Annotated in this window: 25 protein-coding genes; 19 read left to right on the forward strand and 6 right to left on the reverse strand. The window is 61.3% G+C overall.

Annotation, left to right across the window (positions count from 1 at the left end; all coding sequences use genetic code 11):
• The first annotated feature begins 249 nt into the window (after positions 1–249).
• The 9 genes from GVL12_RS06385 to GVL12_RS06425 all read left to right on the forward strand — a co-directional run bounded on the left by GVL12_RS06385 (position 250) and on the right by GVL12_RS06425 (position 5,993).
• A complete protein-coding gene (locus tag GVL12_RS06385) occupies positions 250–1,512 on the forward strand; it encodes a replication initiation factor domain-containing protein (protein ID WP_159912009.1) in 1,263 nt (420 codons plus the stop codon).
• A gap of 21 nt (positions 1,513–1,533) precedes the next feature.
• Complete coding sequence (locus GVL12_RS06390) at positions 1,534–1,857, forward strand: hypothetical protein (protein ID WP_159912011.1); 324 nt, start codon at positions 1,534–1,536, stop codon at positions 1,855–1,857.
• Entirely contained in the window at positions 1,857–2,054 is a 198-nt protein-coding gene (locus GVL12_RS06395; protein ID WP_159912013.1) for a hypothetical protein, read from the forward strand. Before GVL12_RS06390 ends, GVL12_RS06395 begins: the two co-directional genes overlap by 1 nt.
• Positions 2,055–2,131: 77 nt before the next feature.
• On the forward strand, positions 2,132–2,341 hold the full coding sequence (locus tag GVL12_RS06400; RefSeq protein ID WP_159912015.1) for a major capsid protein: 210 nt from the start codon (positions 2,132–2,134) through the stop codon (positions 2,339–2,341).
• A gap of 15 nt (positions 2,342–2,356) precedes the next feature.
• Positions 2,357–2,524 (forward strand): hypothetical protein, encoded by a 168-nt coding sequence (locus GVL12_RS06405; protein WP_159912017.1) that lies wholly within the window; start codon positions 2,357–2,359, stop codon positions 2,522–2,524.
• Positions 2,525–2,899: 375 nt separating this feature from the next.
• Positions 2,900–4,078 (forward strand): IgG-binding virulence factor TspB family protein, encoded by a 1,179-nt coding sequence (locus GVL12_RS06410; RefSeq protein ID WP_159912019.1) that lies wholly within the window; start codon positions 2,900–2,902, stop codon positions 4,076–4,078.
• Positions 4,075–4,362: a DUF2523 domain-containing protein gene (locus tag GVL12_RS06415; RefSeq protein ID WP_159912021.1), complete on the forward strand. Its 288-nt coding sequence runs from the start codon at positions 4,075–4,077 to the stop codon at positions 4,360–4,362. Before GVL12_RS06410 ends, GVL12_RS06415 begins: the two co-directional genes overlap by 4 nt.
• Positions 4,359–5,561, forward strand: a complete 1,203-nt coding sequence (locus tag GVL12_RS06420; RefSeq protein ID WP_159912023.1) for a zonular occludens toxin domain-containing protein — start codon at positions 4,359–4,361, stop codon at positions 5,559–5,561. Before GVL12_RS06415 ends, GVL12_RS06420 begins: the two co-directional genes overlap by 4 nt.
• A 240-nt stretch (positions 5,562–5,801) precedes the next feature.
• Positions 5,802–5,993 carry a hypothetical protein gene (locus tag GVL12_RS06425; RefSeq protein ID WP_159912025.1) on the forward strand — a complete coding sequence of 64 codons (192 nt, stop codon included), beginning with the start codon at positions 5,802–5,804 and terminating at the stop codon, positions 5,991–5,993.
• A gap of 6 nt (positions 5,994–5,999) precedes the next feature.
• Here GVL12_RS06425 and GVL12_RS06430 read toward each other — a convergent pair whose 3' ends face one another.
• On the reverse strand, positions 6,000–6,311 hold the full coding sequence (locus tag GVL12_RS06430) for an AlpA family transcriptional regulator (RefSeq protein WP_200843539.1): 312 nt from the start codon (positions 6,309–6,311) through the stop codon (positions 6,000–6,002).
• Positions 6,312–6,627: 316 nt separating this feature from the next.
• On the opposite strand from GVL12_RS06430, the gene GVL12_RS06435 reads away from it, so the two are divergent.
• The 9 genes from GVL12_RS06435 to GVL12_RS06475 all read left to right on the forward strand — a co-directional run bounded on the left by GVL12_RS06435 (position 6,628) and on the right by GVL12_RS06475 (position 15,170).
• Entirely contained in the window at positions 6,628–6,942 is a 315-nt protein-coding gene (locus GVL12_RS06435; RefSeq protein WP_159912029.1) for a helix-turn-helix domain-containing protein, read from the forward strand.
• On the forward strand, positions 6,939–8,276 hold the full coding sequence (locus tag GVL12_RS06440) for a type II toxin-antitoxin system HipA family toxin (RefSeq protein ID WP_159912031.1): 1,338 nt from the start codon (positions 6,939–6,941) through the stop codon (positions 8,274–8,276). The genes GVL12_RS06435 and GVL12_RS06440 overlap by 4 nt, the downstream gene beginning before the upstream one ends.
• Positions 8,277–8,427: 151 nt before the next feature.
• The gene (locus tag GVL12_RS06445; RefSeq protein ID WP_159912033.1) at positions 8,428–9,123 is read left to right on the forward strand and encodes a GntR family transcriptional regulator; all 696 of its coding nucleotides are present in this window, start codon (positions 8,428–8,430) and stop codon (positions 9,121–9,123) included.
• 17 nt (positions 9,124–9,140) lie between these two features.
• On the forward strand, positions 9,141–10,214 hold the full coding sequence (locus tag GVL12_RS06450; protein ID WP_200843540.1) for a tripartite tricarboxylate transporter substrate binding protein: 1,074 nt from the start codon (positions 9,141–9,143) through the stop codon (positions 10,212–10,214).
• Between the two features lie 76 nt (positions 10,215–10,290).
• A complete protein-coding gene (locus tag GVL12_RS06455) occupies positions 10,291–11,709 on the forward strand; it encodes an MmgE/PrpD family protein (RefSeq protein ID WP_159912035.1) in 1,419 nt (472 codons plus the stop codon).
• On the forward strand, positions 11,709–12,677 hold the full coding sequence (locus GVL12_RS06460; RefSeq protein WP_159912037.1) for a D-2-hydroxyacid dehydrogenase family protein: 969 nt from the start codon (positions 11,709–11,711) through the stop codon (positions 12,675–12,677). The genes GVL12_RS06455 and GVL12_RS06460 overlap by 1 nt, the downstream gene beginning before the upstream one ends.
• A gap of 129 nt (positions 12,678–12,806) precedes the next feature.
• On the forward strand, positions 12,807–13,241 hold the full coding sequence (gene gloA / locus GVL12_RS06465) for a lactoylglutathione lyase (RefSeq protein ID WP_159912039.1): 435 nt from the start codon (positions 12,807–12,809) through the stop codon (positions 13,239–13,241).
• 93 nt (positions 13,242–13,334) lie between these two features.
• Positions 13,335–13,982, forward strand: coding sequence for a pyridoxamine 5'-phosphate oxidase (gene pdxH / locus GVL12_RS06470; RefSeq protein WP_159912041.1), 648 nt, complete (start codon positions 13,335–13,337; stop codon positions 13,980–13,982).
• Positions 13,983–14,093: 111 nt separating this feature from the next.
• Positions 14,094–15,170 (forward strand): site-specific integrase, encoded by a 1,077-nt coding sequence (locus tag GVL12_RS06475; RefSeq protein ID WP_159912043.1) that lies wholly within the window; start codon positions 14,094–14,096, stop codon positions 15,168–15,170.
• 210 nt (positions 15,171–15,380) lie between these two features.
• On the opposite strand, the gene GVL12_RS06480 is transcribed toward GVL12_RS06475, so the two are convergent.
• The 5 genes from GVL12_RS06480 to msrA form a co-directional block, all read right to left on the reverse strand.
• Positions 15,381–17,474, reverse strand: coding sequence for a TonB-dependent receptor (locus GVL12_RS06480; protein ID WP_159912045.1), 2,094 nt, complete (start codon positions 17,472–17,474; stop codon positions 15,381–15,383).
• Positions 17,475–17,690: 216 nt separating this feature from the next.
• On the reverse strand, positions 17,691–18,149 hold the full coding sequence (locus tag GVL12_RS06485) for a hypothetical protein (RefSeq protein ID WP_159912047.1): 459 nt from the start codon (positions 18,147–18,149) through the stop codon (positions 17,691–17,693).
• Positions 18,150–18,210: 61 nt separating this feature from the next.
• Positions 18,211–18,486, reverse strand: a complete 276-nt coding sequence (locus GVL12_RS06490) for a hypothetical protein (RefSeq protein WP_200843542.1) — start codon at positions 18,484–18,486, stop codon at positions 18,211–18,213.
• Between the two features lie 43 nt (positions 18,487–18,529).
• Positions 18,530–19,000 carry a Fur family transcriptional regulator gene (locus GVL12_RS06495; RefSeq protein WP_200843543.1) on the reverse strand — a complete coding sequence of 157 codons (471 nt, stop codon included), beginning with the start codon at positions 18,998–19,000 and terminating at the stop codon, positions 18,530–18,532.
• Positions 19,001–19,162: 162 nt separating this feature from the next.
• On the reverse strand, positions 19,163–19,696 hold the full coding sequence (msrA, locus tag GVL12_RS06500; protein ID WP_159912049.1) for a peptide-methionine (S)-S-oxide reductase MsrA: 534 nt from the start codon (positions 19,694–19,696) through the stop codon (positions 19,163–19,165).
• A 137-nt stretch (positions 19,697–19,833) separates the two neighbouring features.
• Between msrA and GVL12_RS06505 the strand changes: the two genes are divergently transcribed.
• Positions 19,834–20,523, forward strand: coding sequence for a TetR/AcrR family transcriptional regulator (locus GVL12_RS06505; RefSeq protein WP_200843544.1), 690 nt, complete (start codon positions 19,834–19,836; stop codon positions 20,521–20,523).
• Positions 20,524–20,527: the final 4 nt, after the last annotated feature.

A 20,527-nucleotide genomic window follows, 5' to 3' on the forward strand; every position in this document is an offset into this window, starting at 1 on the left:
CCTCGATCACGCGCCTGTCGAGCGCAACGCGCACCAGTGGCGCGCGATTGCGTACTTCCTGAGCGGATTCGAAGTGCTTGTTTCGCAGCGCCAAAACGCTGACGGAGCCGGGCAAGCGCAGCGCCGCACGGCGATCGGCGGCGTTGACGCTGCCGCATCCACTGCTATCAATTTTGGGGGGTGCGCAGCGCCTTGCACCACTGCTGTCCCCGTAGGTAACACGGGGACAACTTCCCCACGGGGCGAAGCATGAGACTCCCGACCGTTTCTGATCTGGTCCTGGAAGGCCGGGAAATCAAGCTGCGGCTGCAAGCCGAGCGCGAGCAAACCGGGTCGCATGCCCATGTCGATTGGCTGCGCTTCACGGTCAATCTGCGCCATGCCCCTATCCCCACGGTCGAAACCTTGTTTCCCTCGGCCAGTGATGCCCAGTATGACCGCGCAGGCTTCTTTGACATGAGCTCGATAGCCGAGCTCGAGGACGGCAAGCGTCGCATGAAATACAACCGCGTCAAGCTCGTCAATGAGCTGCGCGAACTGGATGATGCTGACTATGCGGCCAGCACCCAGGCCTTCCAACTTGCCGAAGACGTGGCGGCCATTCTCGGCCCTGATTTCGAAGCCTCGCCTGAGTTCTGCAAAGGCAAGGATTTCTATCGTTTCCGCTTCAACATCACGCGCCAAAGCAAGCCAGTCGGCTGGGTCGGTTTCCTGTCTGTCGGCAATGGCTCACGCGTCCAGCAGCAGGCCAAAACCATCCATTGCAACCTGGAAGGCATGGCCTGCACGTTCGCCCGTCCTGGCTGGTTGGAGCACATGGCGAACTACATCGATCAGCATCGCGGCCTGATCACCAGATGCGATCTGGCGCTGGATTTTTTCGATGGCATCAAGGGCGGAATTGAGCGCTTCGAAGCCGAGTACAAGGCCGGGTTGATGGATCACATGGGGCACCGCCCCAAGAATGGCCAGAACGGCGATTGGTGGGGCGGCAATGACGGTCGGTCCGTCTATTTCGGCTCGCGCGCAGCGGGAAAAATTACCAATCTTTACGAGAAGGGAAAGCAGCTTTTCGGGGCCAAAGATGCGACCGAATGGCTGCGCGCAGAACTGCGCTACGGCAATCAAAAGCGTCTGCTGCCGACCGACATGCTCCGCCGTCCTGCCGACTTCTTCGCAGGTGCTTCTGACTGGCATGCGGCCCTCGTTGAAGAGCATGGTGCTCAGTGCCTGCCTGAGCCCGTCAAGACTGAGCCACGGCTCGCTTTGGAGACCGTCAAGGCCGAGTGCACGCGCAATGCCCGCTGGGTTCTCGACACGGCTGGAAAAAGCCTCTCGCTCGCTTTCAAGTACCTCGATTTCGAGACGCTTTCCCAGTTCATCGAGAACTGCAAAGACCTGCCTAACCGCCTGAGCAAATTTCAGCAGGAAGAGGTGGGTGGCGTCTACGCCGAAGTGTTCAAACAAGTTTCAGCCTCCGGCACTGGCCGCGTCGGATTGCAGGCTGCGTAAAGGCTCAACCAAGGAAAAAACATGCGTATTCCATCAAAAGCCGTCTTGCACGGCATCAAGTCGAGCAAGGGTGATTTCGAAGGCCGTGGCTACGACAGCACGACTTTTCATTTGAGCGTTGATCTGGGCGAATCCAGCAACGGCGAATCCATGGGCGCAGTGACTCGGCCTTTCAAGCTGGGCACATCTGAAGAACTGCAAAAGTGGATTCACTACAAGCAGAAGTGGCCATTGGGCGGTGTCCTGGTCGACTGCGAATTCGACATCGTTGCCGGCGCTGACCAGTCGTCGAAGCTGACCCTGGTGTCGATCAAACCCGCGCCTGCAGCACCGAAGGCCGCGTAATGAGCCGCTACGTGATCCAGTCCGGAACAACAGGCCAGTTTTTGGCCCCGTCCTTCGAGGATGGGCAACCGGAATGGGTCATGTTGCTGAAAGAGGCGGGAATCGTTGAAGACCTTGAGAGTTGCGCGCAACTGATCGAGGATCACACCGAGCCTTTCCACCGTCCCCAGGTCGTTGATTTGGACGAATTGTCTTGACCGCCTGAGTGCAGCTCGTAGCCCTTGCCTGAGGGCTTCCGGGTGCAATTCCGCGCCGTATTTTCAAAGGGAATTCCATGTCCAAAGCTCTGAAACTCCGTCTGGCCGCTGTGCCTGCTTTCGTCCTGGCCACGGTTGGCACTGCGCATGCCGATCTGCCGGCTGCTGTCGCCACCGCGATCACCGATTACCAGACCGATGCCACCACGGCCATCGGCCTGATCATGGCTGCAGGCGTGACCATCTGGGGCTTGCTCAAGCTGGCCTCGAAGCTGGGCTGGCGCTAAGCCGGGGCGGGTTCCATGGCCGAGCCGACAACCGTCATCGTCCAGGTCGAACCCGCGCCACCTGATCCCGAACGCATCGAAGATATTTCGGTGTTGTTCGGGCTTTTTTTGGTGGCTGCTGTGGTCATCACCTGCGCCCGCGCGCTCATGAAGCTATTCAGCGTCGATACGGCAAAGGACTAGCCAAGATGATTGATTCTGCAACTCCTCCTACTGACCAATTAATTTTTGGAGTATTGGGACTGGTGGCCTTCTTCTGTTTCATTCTTCTTGTGGTCGTCTCTTTGACAAGCGCTTGTATAGAGTGCCTTATGAGGCTCGCTGGCTTTAATCATGAAAAGTAATAGCCATGCCATCTTCCATCGAGTTTATGTTCGCCTTGGGCTCGTTGCTGCTCTTGTGGGTGGCGTTCCGCTGATCTCGCACGCTGCACATGCGACCCTCTCTCCACCGCCTGGGTGGAGCGCGGGAGGGTCTGCTGCTTGGGCTACGCCGTCGAATGGCTATGCGGCGCAAACCGCGAATCAGTGGATTAATAACGCGGCAAGAACTAGTGCCATGCTGAATGTCGGCGGTAAACAGGTTGCAATTCAGGCAAGGCTGGGGCTTGGACCATCAGCGCCTCGGATTATTGCCGCTGCCATTTACATGAATCCTCAAGTAAGAGCTGCAGTTGGAATTGCTTCATTGCTTGGCACTGCAAAATTAATCTACGATGAAGCGGATAGGCAGTGGAAAAAAAGCGGCAGTGCCAGCGATGTAATTTCAGACGGATTTGAATATATGGTGTCACCTAGTAATATTTGGACGTCTGATCCAACATCTGCGTGCATGGCAGCTATTCCTTATAGAGCAACGCAGCCTGGTAATTGGTCTGTGAAGGAAGTCATTTATTCTGGTGCAATTCCGTTGTCCTGCGTTATGAAGTCAATAAACGAATCGGAATCTATAGGCGATTTCCCTCTTGGGCGTAGAGCATCTACTTCTTGTCCTGCTGGCTGGACTATAACGCCGGCTGGATGTACTTCGGGATCGCAGCCGGTGCCTGTGACCCAGCAGGAGATGGTCGAGCTTCTCAATCCAGACAATCATGTCGGATGGCCTACAAGTGTCCCAAATGAATTGCCTTTGGGTACGCCTTTGCCTGTTCAGCTACCTGTTGTTAACCCATCGACAGGGGTAAACCCATTCCCTAAGCCACTGTTTGTGCCAACTGGTGACCCAGTTAAAAACCCAAACTACGATCCATCCAAGCCGCAAACTGCAGATAATCAGCCATTTATTCAGCCTGGTGTGAACGTGACGCCACGCCCCACGACTGCTAACCCTTGGCAGGTCGATATTCAGCCGGTCGAGCGACCGCAGTCAGGTGCTGATCCATTGCCTGACGAACAGCAAAACCCGGATACTGACCCTGACGACAAGCCAAAAGAGGAAGACTCGAAAAGCCTGTGCGAAAAGCATCCTGATATTTTGGCGTGCTCCAAGCCTGACCTGGATACTCCAGATGGAGAGATTCCACGATTAAACCTCGATGTGAGCCTGCAGGAAGAAAACCTGTTCGGCGGTGGTGCATGTCCTGCTGATATTTATTTTGCACCCCACGGGTTGCAGCAAATGAAAGTTTGGGACTGGAATAAGGCATGCGGCGACATAACCACCTATCTAAAACCTATCCTGCTTATCTGCTGCACGTTCGCTGCATTCATGATTCTTGTACCTGGTAGAACAGAATGAAAATTGGAACCTGGCTTCTTTCGCTTGTACAGCCATTCATTGCCAAAATCCTTTTGGCGCTCGGCTTCTCGGTCGTCACGATCACCGGATTCGAGGCGGCAATCAACCAGGTCAAGCAGCAGCTGGTCGGCAGCATCAATGCGCTGCCGGTGGATCTGCTGAATGTGTTTCTCCTGGCCGGTGGTGGCAAGGGCGTGGGCATCATCCTGGCGGCGGTGGCGGTCAAGGTGCTGCTGTGGCATATCAGTTCCGCGACCAAGATCCTGGGAGTGAACCCGCAATGATCACCATCATTTCCGGCACGCCAGGCGCGGGCAAGACGCTCTACACCATCGAAAAACTGGTGTTGCCGCTGGTGGGCAAGACCATCACAGGCACCGATGCCAATGGCGATCCGGTCGAAGTTCCGCGCACGATCTACACGAACATCAATGGCCTACAGATCGATCATGAGTTGATCGACGGCGGCGAAAACCAGGGGCTACGGGACTGGCACAAATGGGCCAAGCCTGGCAGCGTCATCGTGTTCGATGAGGTGCAAAAAGTCTGGCCACCGCGCGCCAACGGCTCCAAGGTTCCCGAAGACATTCAGACCCTCGACACCCACCGACACATGGGTGTCGATTTCATTTTGATCACGCAAAACGTGGTCAACATCGACAAGCACATTCACGCCCTGGGAGGACGGCATCTACATGTTCGCCGCATTGCCAACATGCCGCTGGCCATCGTTTACGAGTGGGACCATGTCAGCCGCGGCTTGATGTTTTCCAAGAGCCTCACGAAGTCGCCGTGGCGCTATGACAAAAAGGTCTTCAAGCTCTACAAAAGCGCCCAGCTCCACACCAAGCAGCCGCGGCGGTTGCCTGGCCTGGTGTGGTTCATCCTGATTGCGATCATCGCGATGGTAATTCTTGCGCCAACGCTCAAGGCGCGCATGGAAGATCGTTTCAACGGGCAGGCCAAGCCGGCCGCACAGCAGCCTGAAAACGTTGGGGCAGGGGGTAACGCACTATCGCAGGCTGCGGCGTCTTCTGCGGCTGCTGAGCCTGCATTTATTGATGACAGGATTGCGTTCATTCCGCGCGTTTCCAACAGGCCGGAAACCGCGCCGGCCTATGACTCGCTGCGCGTGGTAGTCAACATGCCTCAGGTGGCCGGCGCGGTGTGTTTCAAGGGCGGTTGCAAATGCCTGACCCAGCAGGGCACGGATGCGGGCTTGTCGGATGGCGACTGCAGGGACTGGATGAAAAATCCGACTTTTGACAACTACCGCAAGCAGCCCGAGCCGCAGCCGCCATCTCGAGTGCAGGCCGCTGCTGAGCCATCCGAGAAAACTGCGGCCGCCAAGGGTGTCGAGGTCGTGCCAATGGCGTCGACGTCGATCAATGCGCGGGTGGCTGATCGTGAAGACCAGCGCGAGAACCAGTATCTGCAGGGCCTTTCTGCTCGCAATGCCATGGTGCGTACATCGATCAATTGATGGGGTATGGGGCAACGCCCCATGTTTACCTTGCTCCGCGCGACATACCCCAGGCCATGCTGCATGTTGAATCCAGCGCGCCTGCATGAGCTTCCAGTTTCGACCAGGTTAAGCGTTGCCGTGTCGTGGCCACCGATCGGGCGCGTTCTTTTGCCGTGAGGCCATGCACCTGGTCGAGCATGGCCGTTGCTCACGTCGTGCGAAACTGGTGTTCGGGCTTCGGCTGTAGGATCTCGGCCTATGGCTATCGATACTAGAGACTATTACAGAGACAGAATCCGCAAGAAATCGGGCTATGTCGAACGCGCTGATTTTCGTGTGAGCGAGCATGATGTTGCGCGCCGAAAGCACGCCAAGGCATGGCGCGGCAACTGGATCAAGCTGGGTATCTTTTTGGCCATCGTTGCTGCCGTGATCTGGCTCAAACGATAGCCGTTATCAGCCGATTTGGAACAGTGGGCCGTTGGCCGCACCATTTTTTTGCTCGGAAATCTCTGATTCCATGGTCAACAATTGCTTGACCAATCGTGCATTTTCACGCTGGAGTATTTGCGCCTGCTGGTGGCTTGATGCCGCCCAGTTTACGGCCTCGCAATCGGCGGTGGCGCGGCCCCATTTTGTTTCCCAGAAAAGTGCGAGCATTACGGGCCGAGGCGCTTGGCCTTCGCGCCGGTAGCGCTCAATCGTGGCGGGCTTGAGGCCAAGCAGGTTTGCGATTTGTTCGGGGGTGGCGTGGATGTCGTCCAGCATCGTGTGAATGTGCGGCAGCGATGCGTATCTAGGTGCTCGAAACATGGCAGAAAACGAAAGCCTACCTAGCTGTATCCTTTGCCAGCCCTGGGATAAAAGCTATCGAATCTGTAGCGCATATGACTTTACATAAGATACATCGTATCTACTAGTATAGAATACTGAAAAGACATCGTCGGGCACCTAGTAAACGCCTAAAGCGTTCTTCTATCAAAGTAGAATTTTTGACTGAAGTTCTACTTTAGTACGCATGCTCTTTGCAATAAATGACTACCAAAGTAGAATTTCAGAAAATTCTTCTACTATGAAGGACACCATGAACACAATACAGCAGGTCTCCGGCGAACTTCGTGCAGCCCTCAGGCGCAGCGGGCTGACCCAGCAGGCGGTCCGTGATGCCGCAGGGGTTTCACGGCAGACTTTCGCCAACGTCGTCGGTGGCGAGGCCGACTACAAACTGAGCACGCTGCTGGCAATTGCTGATCGGCTGGGCCTTGAGTTATTGCTTGTGCCCAAAGGCGCCGCCAGAGGCCTGCAGCGCCCTAGCGAAAGACCCGTTGAAAGCCTGGTGGACCGCGCACGCAAACAACTGGGCCTGGCGAATGACGCCACGAAGAGCGACGCCCCATGAACGTCAAGGCACTCGAAATCATGCTCGGCACGCGACGGGTTGGCGTGCTCTTCCAGTACCCCCTCTCGCACGACCACACGGTCAACCGCTTCGTGGCGGATGACGATTTCGCCAGTGACCCGCAGCAGGAAATTCTGTCCCTGTCGTACAAGGCTGGTGACCCGCAGGCCCAGGCCGCTTTCTGGCGGGCAATAGGGTCTGCCCAGTTCAATGGCTCGCTGTCGAGCGACGCCAAGCGAGGCTGGTTGCTTCCGGCTTTCTTCCAGAACCTTCTTCCCGAAGGGCCGTTGCGCACGCGTATCGCGCAAATGCGGGGCTGCGACCCCGAGGATCAGTTCGAGCTTCTGGCGGCCACGGGCAAGGACCTGCCAGGCGATGTGCATGCAATGCCCGCGGAACTGAGCCGGGATGCCCTGGCCCGTATCATCACGCAGAACAACGATGCATTGGAGATGTCCGTGGTCGCCGCGCCCATGGAGGACGCCATCTCGGTTTCGGGAGTGCAGGCAAAACTCGCGGTCCTCAAGGCTGGCGGCCGGTTTGTGGCCAGTACCAAGCTGACGGATGAACACCAGGTACGCCACGTCATCGCCAAGCTGCCGGTGGCCAACTACCCTCACCTGCCTGAGCTGGAGGATCTGTCCTTGCGATTGGCGCGTGCCGCCGGCGTGCGGGTGGTTGACGCAGAACTGGCGCCGCTTGAGTTGCTGGCTGCCGAGCACCACTACGACCTTGGCGACGTCGACGGGCAAACCAGATTCCTGGCCGTCTTCCGGTATGACCGCGACGCAGATACGGCCACCGGCCGTGTGCACTGCGAAGACTTCGCGCAGATTATGGGAGTGCAGCCCGAAGCGAAGTACACGCTCGACTACCTCACAGTCGCCGCAGTGATGCAGACGGTGCCGTCGCTGGGAGAGGCTGCGGTGCACGAGCTGCTGCGCCGTATCCTCGTGAGCGACCTGATGGGTAATCCAGACATGCATTTGAAGAACATCGGCCTGCGCTACCCCGACGCAATGACCCCCGAACTGCCGCCAGCCTATGACATCGTCGCTTACTCGGCGTATGGATTCGTCAAGAGTGGACGGGCATTGCACCTGATGCCGCCAGCCCCAGGAGTTCACAACGCGTTCAAGCCGCTGAGCCCGGTAGTTGTGCGCGATTTTTGCGGACGTCTGGGCATGCCGGAGAAGCCCGCGTGGAGCACGCTGCGGCGTTGCGCCGAGCAGGCATTCGACACCTGGCCGGCACTCATCGCCCAGGCCGACATCACCGAACTGATGAAGGCCCGGATCCTGGAGCGCATGGCGAGATTTCGGCCCGGGAAATGATGCGACGGGCAGACTCGAGAAGCCCCCCCAGGAAAACGCCCGAGCCTGCCCACCGCGCAGCACATGCATTGCACACCGATCCGCATACTCCGGGTTTGCCCCTGCTTTTCTTTTTGTAGTTTCGTATACGATTAGTCGAAATAACCGCCTTATGAATTTCCTCTTCCCCACTCCCAGCAACGACTTCGCCGAGATCAAGAACACCACGCTTGGCACCTTGGTTCGTGATCGTCTATTGACCAAGATCCTCTGCGGGGACCTGGCGCCAGGCCAAGCACTGCGGGAGCCTGAGATCGTCGAGGAACTGCAGGTCTCCCGTGTTCCGGTACGCGAGGCACTGCGCCAGCTGGAGAGCATGGGCCTGGTGGTTGCGCGCAAGAACTGCGGCGTGAATGTGCGCACCTTGACGGACAAGGAGGTCACCGACCTTTATGCCTTCCGCGCGCTGCTCGATGGTTTTGCCGGCCAGCAAATCGCTTTGCGCGACAAGACACAGCGCATTGCCCTGGCGGCGCGCCTGGACCAGTTGTGCAACGAGATGGACCAGGCCATTTCACTGGACGATGCCAAAAGTTATTACAGCCGGAATCTCCAGTTTCACTGGAGCTTCATAGAAGCCCTGGGAAACGCGGAGATTGAAAAGACATACCGCGAGATTATTCAAAAGCTGCATCTGGCGCGCTTCAAGAATCTGAAGAGCCTTGAACACCGCAAGCGTTCGAATGACGAGCACAGATTGATTACCGCAGCGCTGCACGACGCTGATTCTCCGCAGGAGATTCAGAAGTGCGCCGCCCTGCTCTCGAATCATGTAAGTCAGGCCTTGGACCGACTGCGGGAGATCTAAGCCGCGATGGCAAGCCAGTGAATTGGGAAGGCCTGCCCTCCGCAGCAAAGAGCATTCCATTTCTCTTTCGAGAAATTGGCATAGCAAGTACGTTTTATAAAAAAGGAGACTGTGTTATGTATCGACGTTCTTTTCTGCTGGGCACTGGCGCTGCGGCATTGGCCTGCCCCACACTGGGTTTGTCCCAGGAAAAATTCCCTTCACGCCCTATTTCCTTCATCGTGCCTGTCGCGGCCGGAGGCGGCAGCGATTATGTGGCCAGAGCCACCACCCATGAATGGGGCAAGACCCTCGGCAGCTCGTTCGTGGTGGAAAACATCGCCGGCGGCGGCGGGGTCATCGCCTGTCAAAAGACCATGCGCTCGAAAGCCGATGGCTACACCTTGATGCAAGGGTATGTGGCGACCCTGGGTACTGTGCCTGCCACCCGGCAGGTCGCCTATGACCCGCTCAAGCACTTCACCTCCGTGGGCATGATAGGCGGCACACCGAATGCGCTGGTGGTGGATGCAAAGCTGCCCGTCAGAACCTATGACGATTTCCTGAAGTACGTCAAAGACAACCAGCACACCAACTATGGCTCCGCCGGTGCCGGCTCGCTGACCCACCTGCTGATGGAGTTGCTCAAGCAAAAATCGGGCTTCACGACGGAACACGTTGCCTACAAAGGCATTGCACCGGCATTCAACGATGTGCTGGCAGGCTCGACCCAATTCATTTTTCCCGGCCTGGCGGCAGCCGTTCCCCATGTCACCAGCGGCAAGGTCCGGCTCCTGGCCATCACAGGCAAGGAGCGCAGCAAGCGTTTCCCGGATGTGCCCACGTTCGAAGAGCTGGGCATCAAAGGCTTTGACGACATCTTGCAGTGGTACGGCGTGTCCGGGCCCGCGGGCATGCCGGCAGACATCGTGGCGACGCTCAATACCTCGCTGAACAAGGTGCTGGCCAACCCTGCCTTGGAGAAGACGCTGTCCATAGAAGCCATCTTGCCCATGCCCATGCAGCCCGAGCAGTTCGATGCCTATCTGCGCAAGGACCTGGAGCGCTGGCAAAAGGTGGTCAAGGAGCAAAACATCCGGCTGGACGCCTGAGCCGAAAGAACAAGGCACTGCCCGGCGCGGTGCCCGATTTCCCCCCTCCCAATTTTTGAAGAGAAGAAAGACCGAAATGGCATTGAACACCACCATTGAAGCGGACAAGAACGCCCCTCCCATCACCCGCATCCTCGCCGAGTTCGTGGCCAACCACCCTTCGCGCGGCTGGAGCGATGCCGTGGAGCACGAAGCACTGCGCACTTTCATGAACTGGCTGGGCTGTGCCGTAGGCGCTGCCCACCATGAATCGACCCAGGCGGCCATCCGCGCCACGCAGTTCCTCGATCCTGCCGAACAAGCGCTGGTGCTGGGCACCAATGTGCGCGTCGACATGACCAACGCCGCATTGATCAACGGCATCAGCTCGCACACCTTCGATTTCGACGACACGCACCTGAAGACCATCATCCACCCTGCGGGCCCTGTCTGCTCTGCGGTCCTGGCGCTGGCCGAAAAGCTCGGGTCTTCCGGCCGGGAAGTCATTGACGCCGTGGTGCTGGGCATCGATGTGTCCTGCCGCATCGGCAACATGATGTATCCCGACCATTACGACCGTGGCTGGCACATCACGGGTTCCACCGGAACGCTGGGCGCAGCTGCGGCGTGCGCGCGTCTGCTAGGGCTTGATGCGGACAAGACGCAAATGGCGCTGGGCATTGCAGCTTCCCAGCCCGTGGGCCTGCGGGAACAGTTTGGCACCATGACCAAGCCATTCCACCCGGGAGGCGCGGCCAAGGCAGGACTGATGTCGGCGCTGCTGGCCAAGGAAGGCTTCACTGCCAGCCCGCGGGCGCTGGAAGCTCCGCGTGGCTTTGCCCAGGTGGTTTCCACCAAGTACGCATGGAACGAGGTCACCGACGCGCTGGGCCAGCGTTTCGAGATATCCTTCAACACCTACAAGCCTTTTGCCTGCGGCATCGTCATCCACCCCAGCATTGATGCCTGCATCCAGTTGCGCGACAAGGGCGTCACGGCCGGGAACCTGGAACGGCTGGACCTGCGTGTCCACTCCCTGGTGCTGGAGTTGACCGGCAAGAAGGAGCCCAAGGACGGCCTGCAAGGCAAGTTCAGCGTCTATCACGGCTGCGCCGCCGGCCTGATCTTTGGCCAGGCCAGCGAAGACCAGTACGCGGACGACATCGTCAACCGCGCAGACATGGTGGCCGCACGCGGCAAGGTGAATGCGGTGATAGACAACGCCATCAGCGAAGCGGCTGTCGACGCCACGGCACACCTCAAGGATGGCCGCCAGGTACACATCCACGTAGAACACGCGATTGGATCGCTTCAGCGCCCGATGACCGACGGAAATCTGGAGACGAAGTTCAGCAACATGGCCAACGATATTCTGGGCAAGGCACAGACGCGCAAGCTCATGGATGCATGCTGGTCACTGGCCGACGCGTCGAACGTACGCGATGTGATAAAGCTTGCCACCTTGCAGGGCGCCCACGCCGCTCAGCTCAACGAACTGGCCACGGCGTCCGCGTAATGGCTGGCGCTCTTCCTGGCGTAGTGGTTCTCGACGACTGGGAAAATTCTCTGGCCAATCTCGTCGATTGGTCCGAGATCACCCCTCGCGCTGAAGTCACCATCCATCGGCAGCATCTCGAGGGAGCTGACCTGCTGCGGGCCTTGAAAGATGCCCGTTGCCTGGTCCTGTTCCGGGACCGGACGGTCGTGGACCGGGCACTTCTGGCTCAACTTCCCCATCTCGAACAGATCATCTCCACCGGCAGCCGCAATCAAAAGCTCGACGGTGACGCGGCGAAGGAGTTCGGGATTGGCGTGGGCTTCACGGAATGGGGGCCATCGAAGGCCAGCACCTGCGAAATGGCCTGGTCCCTGATCCTGTCCTGTGCGCGCCGGCTTCCCCAGTTGCAGTTGCAGCCGACGCAGCCGCATTGGCGCCGTCCCGATGCATTCGATGTGCTTCCCCAGGTCCTTGCAGGAAAGACGCTGGGACTCGTCGGCCTGGGGCAGATCGGTCAGCGCATGGCGGCCGTCGGTCAGGCGTTCGGGATGCAGGTGGTCACATGGAGTCCCAACATGACACCAGAGCGTGCATCGGCCCATGGGGTGGAGGCAGTTGCGCTCGATGAGCTGCTGGCCACCTCCCATGTCATCAGCCTGCACCTCGTACCTTCTGCGGCCACAAGGCACCTGCTGAACGCCGAGACGATTGCCAGGATGGGCCGGGACGCCATCCTGGTGAACACATCCAGAGCCGAGCTTGTCCATATGCCGGCACTGGTGGACGCACTGCGCTCTCGAAAGATCGGCTTTGCGGGCCTGGACGTCTTCGAGCAGGAGCCCTTGCCGGCAGACCACCCTTTGCTGGCGCTGGACAACGTCCTGTTGACGCCGCACTACGGCTTCATCTGCCGCGAAGTGCTGGCGACCTTTGCATCGGGCTTGGGGAAGAATCTGGCCACCTGGCTGGCGGCGACCAGAAACTGAAGAAAGCCCGTGGGTGACGCAGGGCGCACGCTTGCACAGGGGTGCAGCGCTCTTTTGCCGCAGGCCATGGGGCCTGCGGCAATGGCAGCATCGCTGCATGGGCCGCTATCTGCCGGCACAATGCGGGGCATGAGATTTCTACACACGATGCTGCGCGTTGGCAACCTTCAACGCTCGATTGATTTCTACACCCAGGTGCTGGGCATGCAACTGCTGCGCACTTCCGAAAACAGCGAATACAAGTATTCGCTGGCGTTTCTGGGCTTTGACGGCGGCAATCCTGGCCAGGCCGAGATCGAGCTGACCTACAACTGGGGCACGGAAAGCTATGAGCTCGGCACGGCCTATGGCCATGTGGCCCTGGGCGTGGCCGATGCCTACGCGGCCTGCGAGAAGATCAAGGCCGCGGGCGGCAATGTGACGCGCGAAGCGGGCCCGGTCAAGGGTGGCAGCACGGTGATTGCATTCGTCACGGATCCGGACGGGTACAAGATTGAATTGATACAGGAGAATTCGCGCGCGCATGCGGGCGGCTCCGGCGTCGACCCGCTGCGCGCGAGCTGATTCGCCATTGATGCCTGGCACCGCCGCAGCCACCAAAGGCTGCGGCAGGTGCCATTGGCTTCGGGCCCATGTCCCGCCGTGCACAATGGCGGCATGAGCCAAATCTCTTCTTCCATTGCCGATCTGCGCAAAAGCTATGAGCGCGCGGAACTCAGCGAAGACGCTTCGCACGCCAACCCCATGCAGCAGTTCGACCAGTGGCTGCAGGAGGCGGTGAATGCCCAGGTACCCGAGCCCAATGCGATGACGCTGGCGACCGTGGGCCCGGACCAGCGCCCGAGCACGCGCATCGTGCTGATCAAGGGCTATGACGAGCATGGCATCGTCTGGTACACCAACTACGACAGCCGCAAGGGCCGTGAGCTCGAGGGCAATCCGTTCGCGGCGCTGCAATTCCACTGGGTGGAGCTCGAACGTGTGGTCCGCATCGAAGGCCGCGTCGAGAAAGTCAGCGCGCAGGAAAGCGACGCCTATTTCCAAAGCCGCCCGCTGGACTCGCGCATTGGCGCCTGGGCCAGCCCGCAAAGCCAGGTCATTTCGGGCCGCAGCGTGCTCGTGGCCAATGCGGCGCGCTACGGTGCGCAGTTCCTGCTGTCGCCTCCCCGGCCGCCGCACTGGGGCGGTTTTCGCCTTGTGCCCGAGCGTTTCGAGTTCTGGCAGGGCCGCAAAAGCCGGCTGCACGACCGCCTGCGCTACCGCCTGGACAACGGCCAATGGAGGCGCGAGCGGCTTGCGCCCTGAACTGTGAATGGGCATGGAACACGCCCTTCCCATTGACAAGCCATGTACTCGCGCATGGCATTTTTTCTCGCACTTGATGCCTTATCATCACATGTAAGTTACATTCATTGAATGACGAAAGAAACGCTGGCGCCTGATTTGAAAAACTGCGTGCAATCTTCGATGCTGCCCGACGCCACGGCCGCCTTTGCCCATTGGCAGCAGGCCGAGCTGGGCCACGAGGAAGATGAGGCTGAAATACCAGACGCCGAACGGCTCGGTACCGGCTATGCGCTCGTATGGAATGCCTGGGCTTTGCAGCTGCAAGGCAACGCGTGCACGGATCGCAGCGCCCCGCCCGCCTCTGCAGCCAAGGCCTGGCACGAGGCCACGGCCGAAGATGTCGCCCGTTTCCTGCAGATACGCCCCGGCCAGCGCGCCCACCACCAGCCCGGGCGCCAGATCAGCGAAGTCACGCGCCGGCGCTACTGGCGCCTGCTCGATCGCATCTATGCCCATGCATTGCTCCAGGGCTGGGTCGCCTGCAACCCCGTGCAGGCGGTCCATCCCATCGAACGCCCTGCGCCCGAGCAGCCCACGGGCCATATGCTGCCACCGGCGCTGTGGAAGGCCCTGCCCCGCCATTTCCCCGGCAGCGATGATTTGCAAGGCGCACGCGACCAGGCGGTATTGCGGCTGCTGTATGACCTCGCGCTCGCGCCCGAGGAAGTGAGGCTGCTGACGCTCGCGTCGCTGCGCAATGCGCGGCTCGCCGCGCTGGCCACCGCGCAAAAACCGTGTTTCATACAGATAGAAGGCACGCGCGCAGCGCAAAACCGCTGCCTTGCCCTGCCCCCGACCACGCAAGCCGCGCTGACCGCATGGCTGGCGTTCCGGCGCAAGAGCGGCACGCCCGCGGGCACGCATGCGCCGCTGTTCGAATCGCGCAAAGGCGGTCCACTGAGCATTCGCGCGCTGTTCCATATCGCGTCCAAGACGATTGCGCTGGCCCAGCAGGCAAGCCGGGACCGCGCCCTGCCGCTGGCCCGCATGGGGCCGCAGGTCATTCGCAACACCGCCATCGTGCACTGGCTGCACGCTGGCGTGGCGCCGTCCGAGGTGGTGCAGCGCATAGGCGTAGAGCATCCGCGCGCGCTTGCGCATCTGCAGCATTGCGTCGATGCGCTGCAGCCCATCAGGCTGTCGTAAGTGCCTTTTTTGCCAAACTGTACAAATATACAGTTACGGAAAAATCGGCACCAAGGCGCAGACCCTGGAGCTTGCGGACCTTTGAATGGCTCAACGGCCGTCCATCCTTAAGCGCAGCCCTTGGACGTGTTCGGGGAGAACGGCCGGGGCATCCCATCGTTCCGCGCCCGGCACCTATCGAAGGGGCGAAGGGCTCTTCAGAGGATTGGCTTAGAAGTCCATCTTCACGCCCACGGTGATGTTGCGCCCCATCAGCGGCGCGGCCGACTTGATGAACGAGGTATGGGCATAGGCCAGGCGATCGCTCAGGTTGCGCGCCTTGACATAGACCTGCCACGGCGTGCCGCCCGCGGTGCGCATCTGGTAGCTGGCCGAAAGGTTCAGCATGCCGTAGCCGTCGGTCGTGCTTTCGAAGTCAGCGACGCGGCTTTGCTTGCCCACCTGGACCCACTCGGCCATGCCCTGCCAGCCGTTCCAGCGTGCATCGACGCGCAGGCCGACGCGCCCCGAAGGAATGCGCGGCAAGGTGGCGCCTCCATCGAGCCGCGCGCGCACCGTGTCGCCGAACAGCGTCACGCCCCAATGGCTGCCCAGACGCTGGCGCACATGGCCTTCCAAGCCGGTAAAACGCGCATCGGCCTGGCTGTACTGCAGCAGTTGCAAGCCGTCGTGCTCGTCAAGCGTGCGGCCGTAGATATAGTTGCCCACGCGGTGCTGGAAGGCGCTGACGCCGAAGGTGGTTGGCCCCGCAGTCTTGCGCAGCGACAGGTCCCAGGCCTTGGACTTCTCGCGCTGCAGGTCGGCATTGCCGCGCTCATAGGTCGACGTCGCCATGTGCAGGCCCTTGGCATAGAGTTCCTCCACGGTCGGCAGGCGGCTCGAATGGGTCAGCGACGACGCGAGCTGGTAGCCCGGTGCCAGCTGCCAGACCGCGCCCAGCGAAGCCGACGTGCCGCTGTGCTTGCGCTCTATGCCTGACGTCAGCGCCTCGGCCGTCTGGCGCTCGTGGCGCAGCGCGGCTTCGAAGCGCCAGTCCTGCCAGCGGTACTCTTCCAGGATGAACAGGCTGTTGCGCCGGGTCTCGGTCGGCTGCACATAGGCTTCCTCGCCTACGGCGCTGAACTTGCGGTTCGTGGTCTGCATGCCGACCACGCCGCGCAGCCCGGCGATCGGCAAATGCTCGATCTCGACGCGCGCATCGTGCGCCTTGTTGCTGAAGGTGGTGGCAATGGCGCCGTCCTCGATCTCGTCGTGGCGGTAGTCGGTCAGGCCCGCACGAAAACGCACGGCGGCCACGCCCGTGAAAGGCTGACGCAGCTCGCCGCGCACGTCCAGCCGCTCGCTCACCATATCCACCACCGGCACTTCGCCCGCATGGTCGTGATCGTGCTCATCGTGGTCATGGCCATCGTGGCTGCCGCAATGCAGGTGGTTGCCATGGGTATGGCAACCTTCAAAGTCATGGCTGTGGCCCGGCAGGCCGTAGCGCGATGTCTGGCGGGTATAGGCCGCGCCCAGATAGCCTTGCGTGCCTATCCACGACAGCCCCAGGCTGCCGGTGTCGCCGCGGTTGAAGCTGCCGCCCACGCGCGCGCCGTCGGCCCAGCCGCTGCCCACGCGGTAGTCGCCCGCGTCGCGCGTCAGGCCCTCGACATGCACCGCGACCTGGCCCGCGCCGCCGGTCAGCGAGAACGCGCCGGCCTTCTCCCTGGCGCCGCTGCCGTAGCGCATTTCGGCGCTGCCTTCGTAGCCTTTTTCAGGAATCTTCGTGGGGATCTTGTTGTCGAGGATATTGACCACGCCGCCCATGGCGCCGCCGCCGTGGATCAGCGCCGAAGGGCCGCGCAGCACTTCGACCTGGGTGGCCAGCATGGGCTCCATGGCCACCGCATGGTCGGGGCTGATCGATGACGCATCGTGCAGCTCGGCGCCGTCGCTGAGGATCTTCACGCGCGGGCCGTCCATGCCGCGGATGATGGGACGGCTCGCGCCCGCGCCGAAATGGCTGGCATGGATGCCGGGCTCGCCGCCCAGCGTCTCGCCCAGCGTGGCTTCGCGGCGCAGGACCAGCTCCTGGCCTTCGAGAATGCTGGCGGGCGTGGTCATCTCGCTGCCCGATTGGCCCAGGCCCGAAGCCGAGACCCTGACTTCGGACAGAGCGGTTTCAGCCGCGGCCGGCACCACGGTCTGCGCCGAGGCCAGGCCCGAAAATGCCAAGGCAGCCAGCGTGGCACAGGCCAGGGCGACCGGTGTGGGGCGCTGGAATGCGGAAAAGTCACCCCGAGGGGATTGGATGCGGTGCATGGGAACGCTTTCTAAACAGGCACGGCGGCGCGCCGGTGGGAAGCAATCCACCGGACGCGCTGCGCCGGCGCAGGCCAGTGCCTGCGCAAAAAAATCAGGAGAACAGGGGATGGGGTCCTGCCCAGGCCAGTGCGCGTTGACGGCAAGCCGCACAGCGCAAAGGCATGGACCGGGCAGTAAGGGCGAACGCTGCGGCCAGGCCCAGCGTTGCCCGGATCAGGCAGCGCCGGGAGGCGCGCGCGGATCGAAGAAAGCGGCGGAACCGGCGGACGCGGTTCGGCCCGGCACATGGCGCGGAGGCTCCTGGGGCAAGGCCGCAGGCAAGGGCTGGCCGGCCGCAGGTGGACTGGCCCAGGCATTGAGCTGATCGTGCAGCTGGCAGTCGGCCTGGCCGTGGCCGGAGAACAGCGCCGCCAGCCATGCGCCGCATGCACTCTCGCCAGCCCCGTTCTGCACCTGCGCACCCGCGTGGGAATGCGCATGGCCCGGCGCGAGTTGCCCCTGCCACGCCGGCGGGTGCAGCACCTGGTGGATGCGCCCCAGCGCGGGCGCGAACAGCATCGCCAGCACCAGCCACCACAGCAGCCGCTGCGCGCCCGCGCGGCCACCCGCCCAGGCGGGCGCAGCGGCGCGCTTGCGTGCAGCAGGGCGCAGATGGGGCAAAGGCGAGCGCATGAAGGCTAGACAGGCAAAGGAAGTTTCAGTTCAGGAACGCGCCAAGAACGTGTTCACGATCTCAGTGCGCGTGGCGCATGCCGCAATACTTGCCGATGGCCAGGCCCTTGCAGGCCTGCAGCAATTCCTTCTGGCAGACCGCATGGGCCTTGCCCGAGGCCAGGCACTGGGCCGCGGCCTGGTGCGCGGCCGCCATCGCCTGGTGGCGTTCGATGTCGACCTTCAATTCCTTGGCAGTGTGCTTGTCCTTGCCATCGTGGTCATGGGCCTGCGCCACAGGCAGCACCGACAGGCTCAAGGCGGCAAACAACAGGGCGGCGGTACGCAGGACGTTCATGGCAGATCTTTCAGGACAGGAGAGTAAGGAAACTGGGGGCGGATCAGGAAGCTGCATGCATGGCATCGGGTGTCTGGACACAGCCGGCGCAGCGGCCGCGCACGGCCAGGTCCAGGCGCAGCTCTTCGTGGCCTGCGGCCTGCAGCTCCTGGCGCAGCGCGCGCAACGCGGTCTGCAGCCGGGCCTGGTGGCCCGCAAGCCGGAATTGCTGGTGACAGCCGTCGCATTCGAAACGCGGCGCCTGGCCGCCCGCATCTGCCCCCGAAGGCATGTAGCGCGCAATCCGGTCGGCATCGACGCTGCGCTGCAGCAGGCCGGCCGCATGCAGCTTGTTCAGCAGGCGGTAGACCGTGACACGGTTGACGGCGATGCCCTGGGCCTGGAGGCTGCGCTCGACATCGGCTTCGCTGACCACGGCGTCGGGGCGCGCGGCAAACAGCGCCAGCACGGCCTGGCTGGCGCGCGTGGAGCGCATTCCGGCAGGCAGGGTCAGGGGAGCGTTGGCGATGGGCATGGGCGAAAAACAGGCGGGTCCGCGGACGTGAATACAAAAATCACGGTTGCCGCACGCGCCGAAACGCAGACACTAACGCAACCGCGTTGCATTATGCCCAGTTTTTGCCAGATTTTTTACAAATACCGGACGCGCGCGCCGCACGCCCGGTGGACGCTGTCGTCAGGCCTCCGGTTTCATCCACTGCGCAAAGCGCTTGCGGAATTTCTGCACCTTGGGGCTCACGACAAACGCGCAGTAGCCCTGCTCCGGGTGCTGGCGGAAGTAATCCTGGTGGTAGTCCTCGGCCGGCCAGTAGCTTTGCAGCGCCAGCACTTCGGTCACAATGGCCCCGCCCGCCTCGGGCGCGAGTTCGGCGATGACGCCGCGCGCAACTTCGCCCTGCAGCGCATCGACGAAATAGATGCCGCTGCGGTATTGCGTGCCGACATCGTTGCCCTGGCGATTGAGGGTGGTGGGATCGTGGGTCGCGAAAAAGATCTCGAGCAGCTGCCGCAGGCCGATGATCTGCGGGTCGAATACCAGACGCACGACTTCGGCGTGGCCGGTCGTGCCTTCACAGATCTGCTCATAGCTGGGATTGTCGACATGGCCGTTGGCATAGCCGCTTTGCACGTCGATCACGCCGCGCACCCGATCGAACACGGCTTCGGTGCACCAGAAGCAGCCGCCCGCGAGGTAAATGATTTCTTGCATGGCGTTCTTGTACACCATTGCATGCGGCCGCGCTGCATGCAACCTCGCATGGCGCATGGATTGACGCTCGCAAAGGGCGTGGCTATATTAATAACCAATCAGTCATTAACATGCCGCATTCCGTTCCCCATCCTGCCTTGCCAATATCCGACGTATCCGAGCCGCAACGCCGCACCCGCCGCAAGAACGCCCGCCCCGGCGAACTGCTGGCTGCGGCGCTTGACCTGTTCGTCGAGAAAGGCTATGCCGCCACGCGCGTGGAGGAAGTCGCAGCGCGCGCCGGCGTCTCCAAGGGCACGCTGTTTCTCTATTTCGCGAGCAAGGAAGAACTGTTCAAGGCCGTGGTGCGCGAGAACATCGCGGGACGCTTTGCGGAATGGCAGCTCGAGCTCGATGTGTTCGAAGGCGACAGTGCGGCCTTGCTGCGCCACTGCTATGCAGTCTGGTGGGAGCGCATAGGCAGCACCAAGGCCGCGGGCATCACCAAGCTGATGTGCAGCGAGGCGCGCAATTTCCCCGCGCTCGCGCATTTCTACCACCAGGAAGTGATGCAGCCGGGCACGGCGCTGGTGCGGCGCATTCTCGAGCGCGGCATCGCGCGCGGTGAAATCCGCCCCCTGGACCTGGACACCGGCGTCTACCTGGTGCTCGCGCCGATGATGTTTCTGATGTTCTGGCAGAACTCCATGGCCTGGTGCGTGCCCGCGCGCCAGGACCAGCAAGCCCAGGCCGCGGACAGCCCCTGCGCCGCCATGCCCTTCAGCCCCGAAGCCTATCTCGAGGCACAGGTGGACAACCTGGTGCGCGGGCTCACGCTGCGCCCCTGACCCA

This window comes from Pantoea sp. 18069, assembly GCF_902706035.1.
In the GTDB taxonomy this organism is placed as follows: domain Bacteria; phylum Pseudomonadota; class Gammaproteobacteria; order Burkholderiales; family Burkholderiaceae_C; genus Comamonas.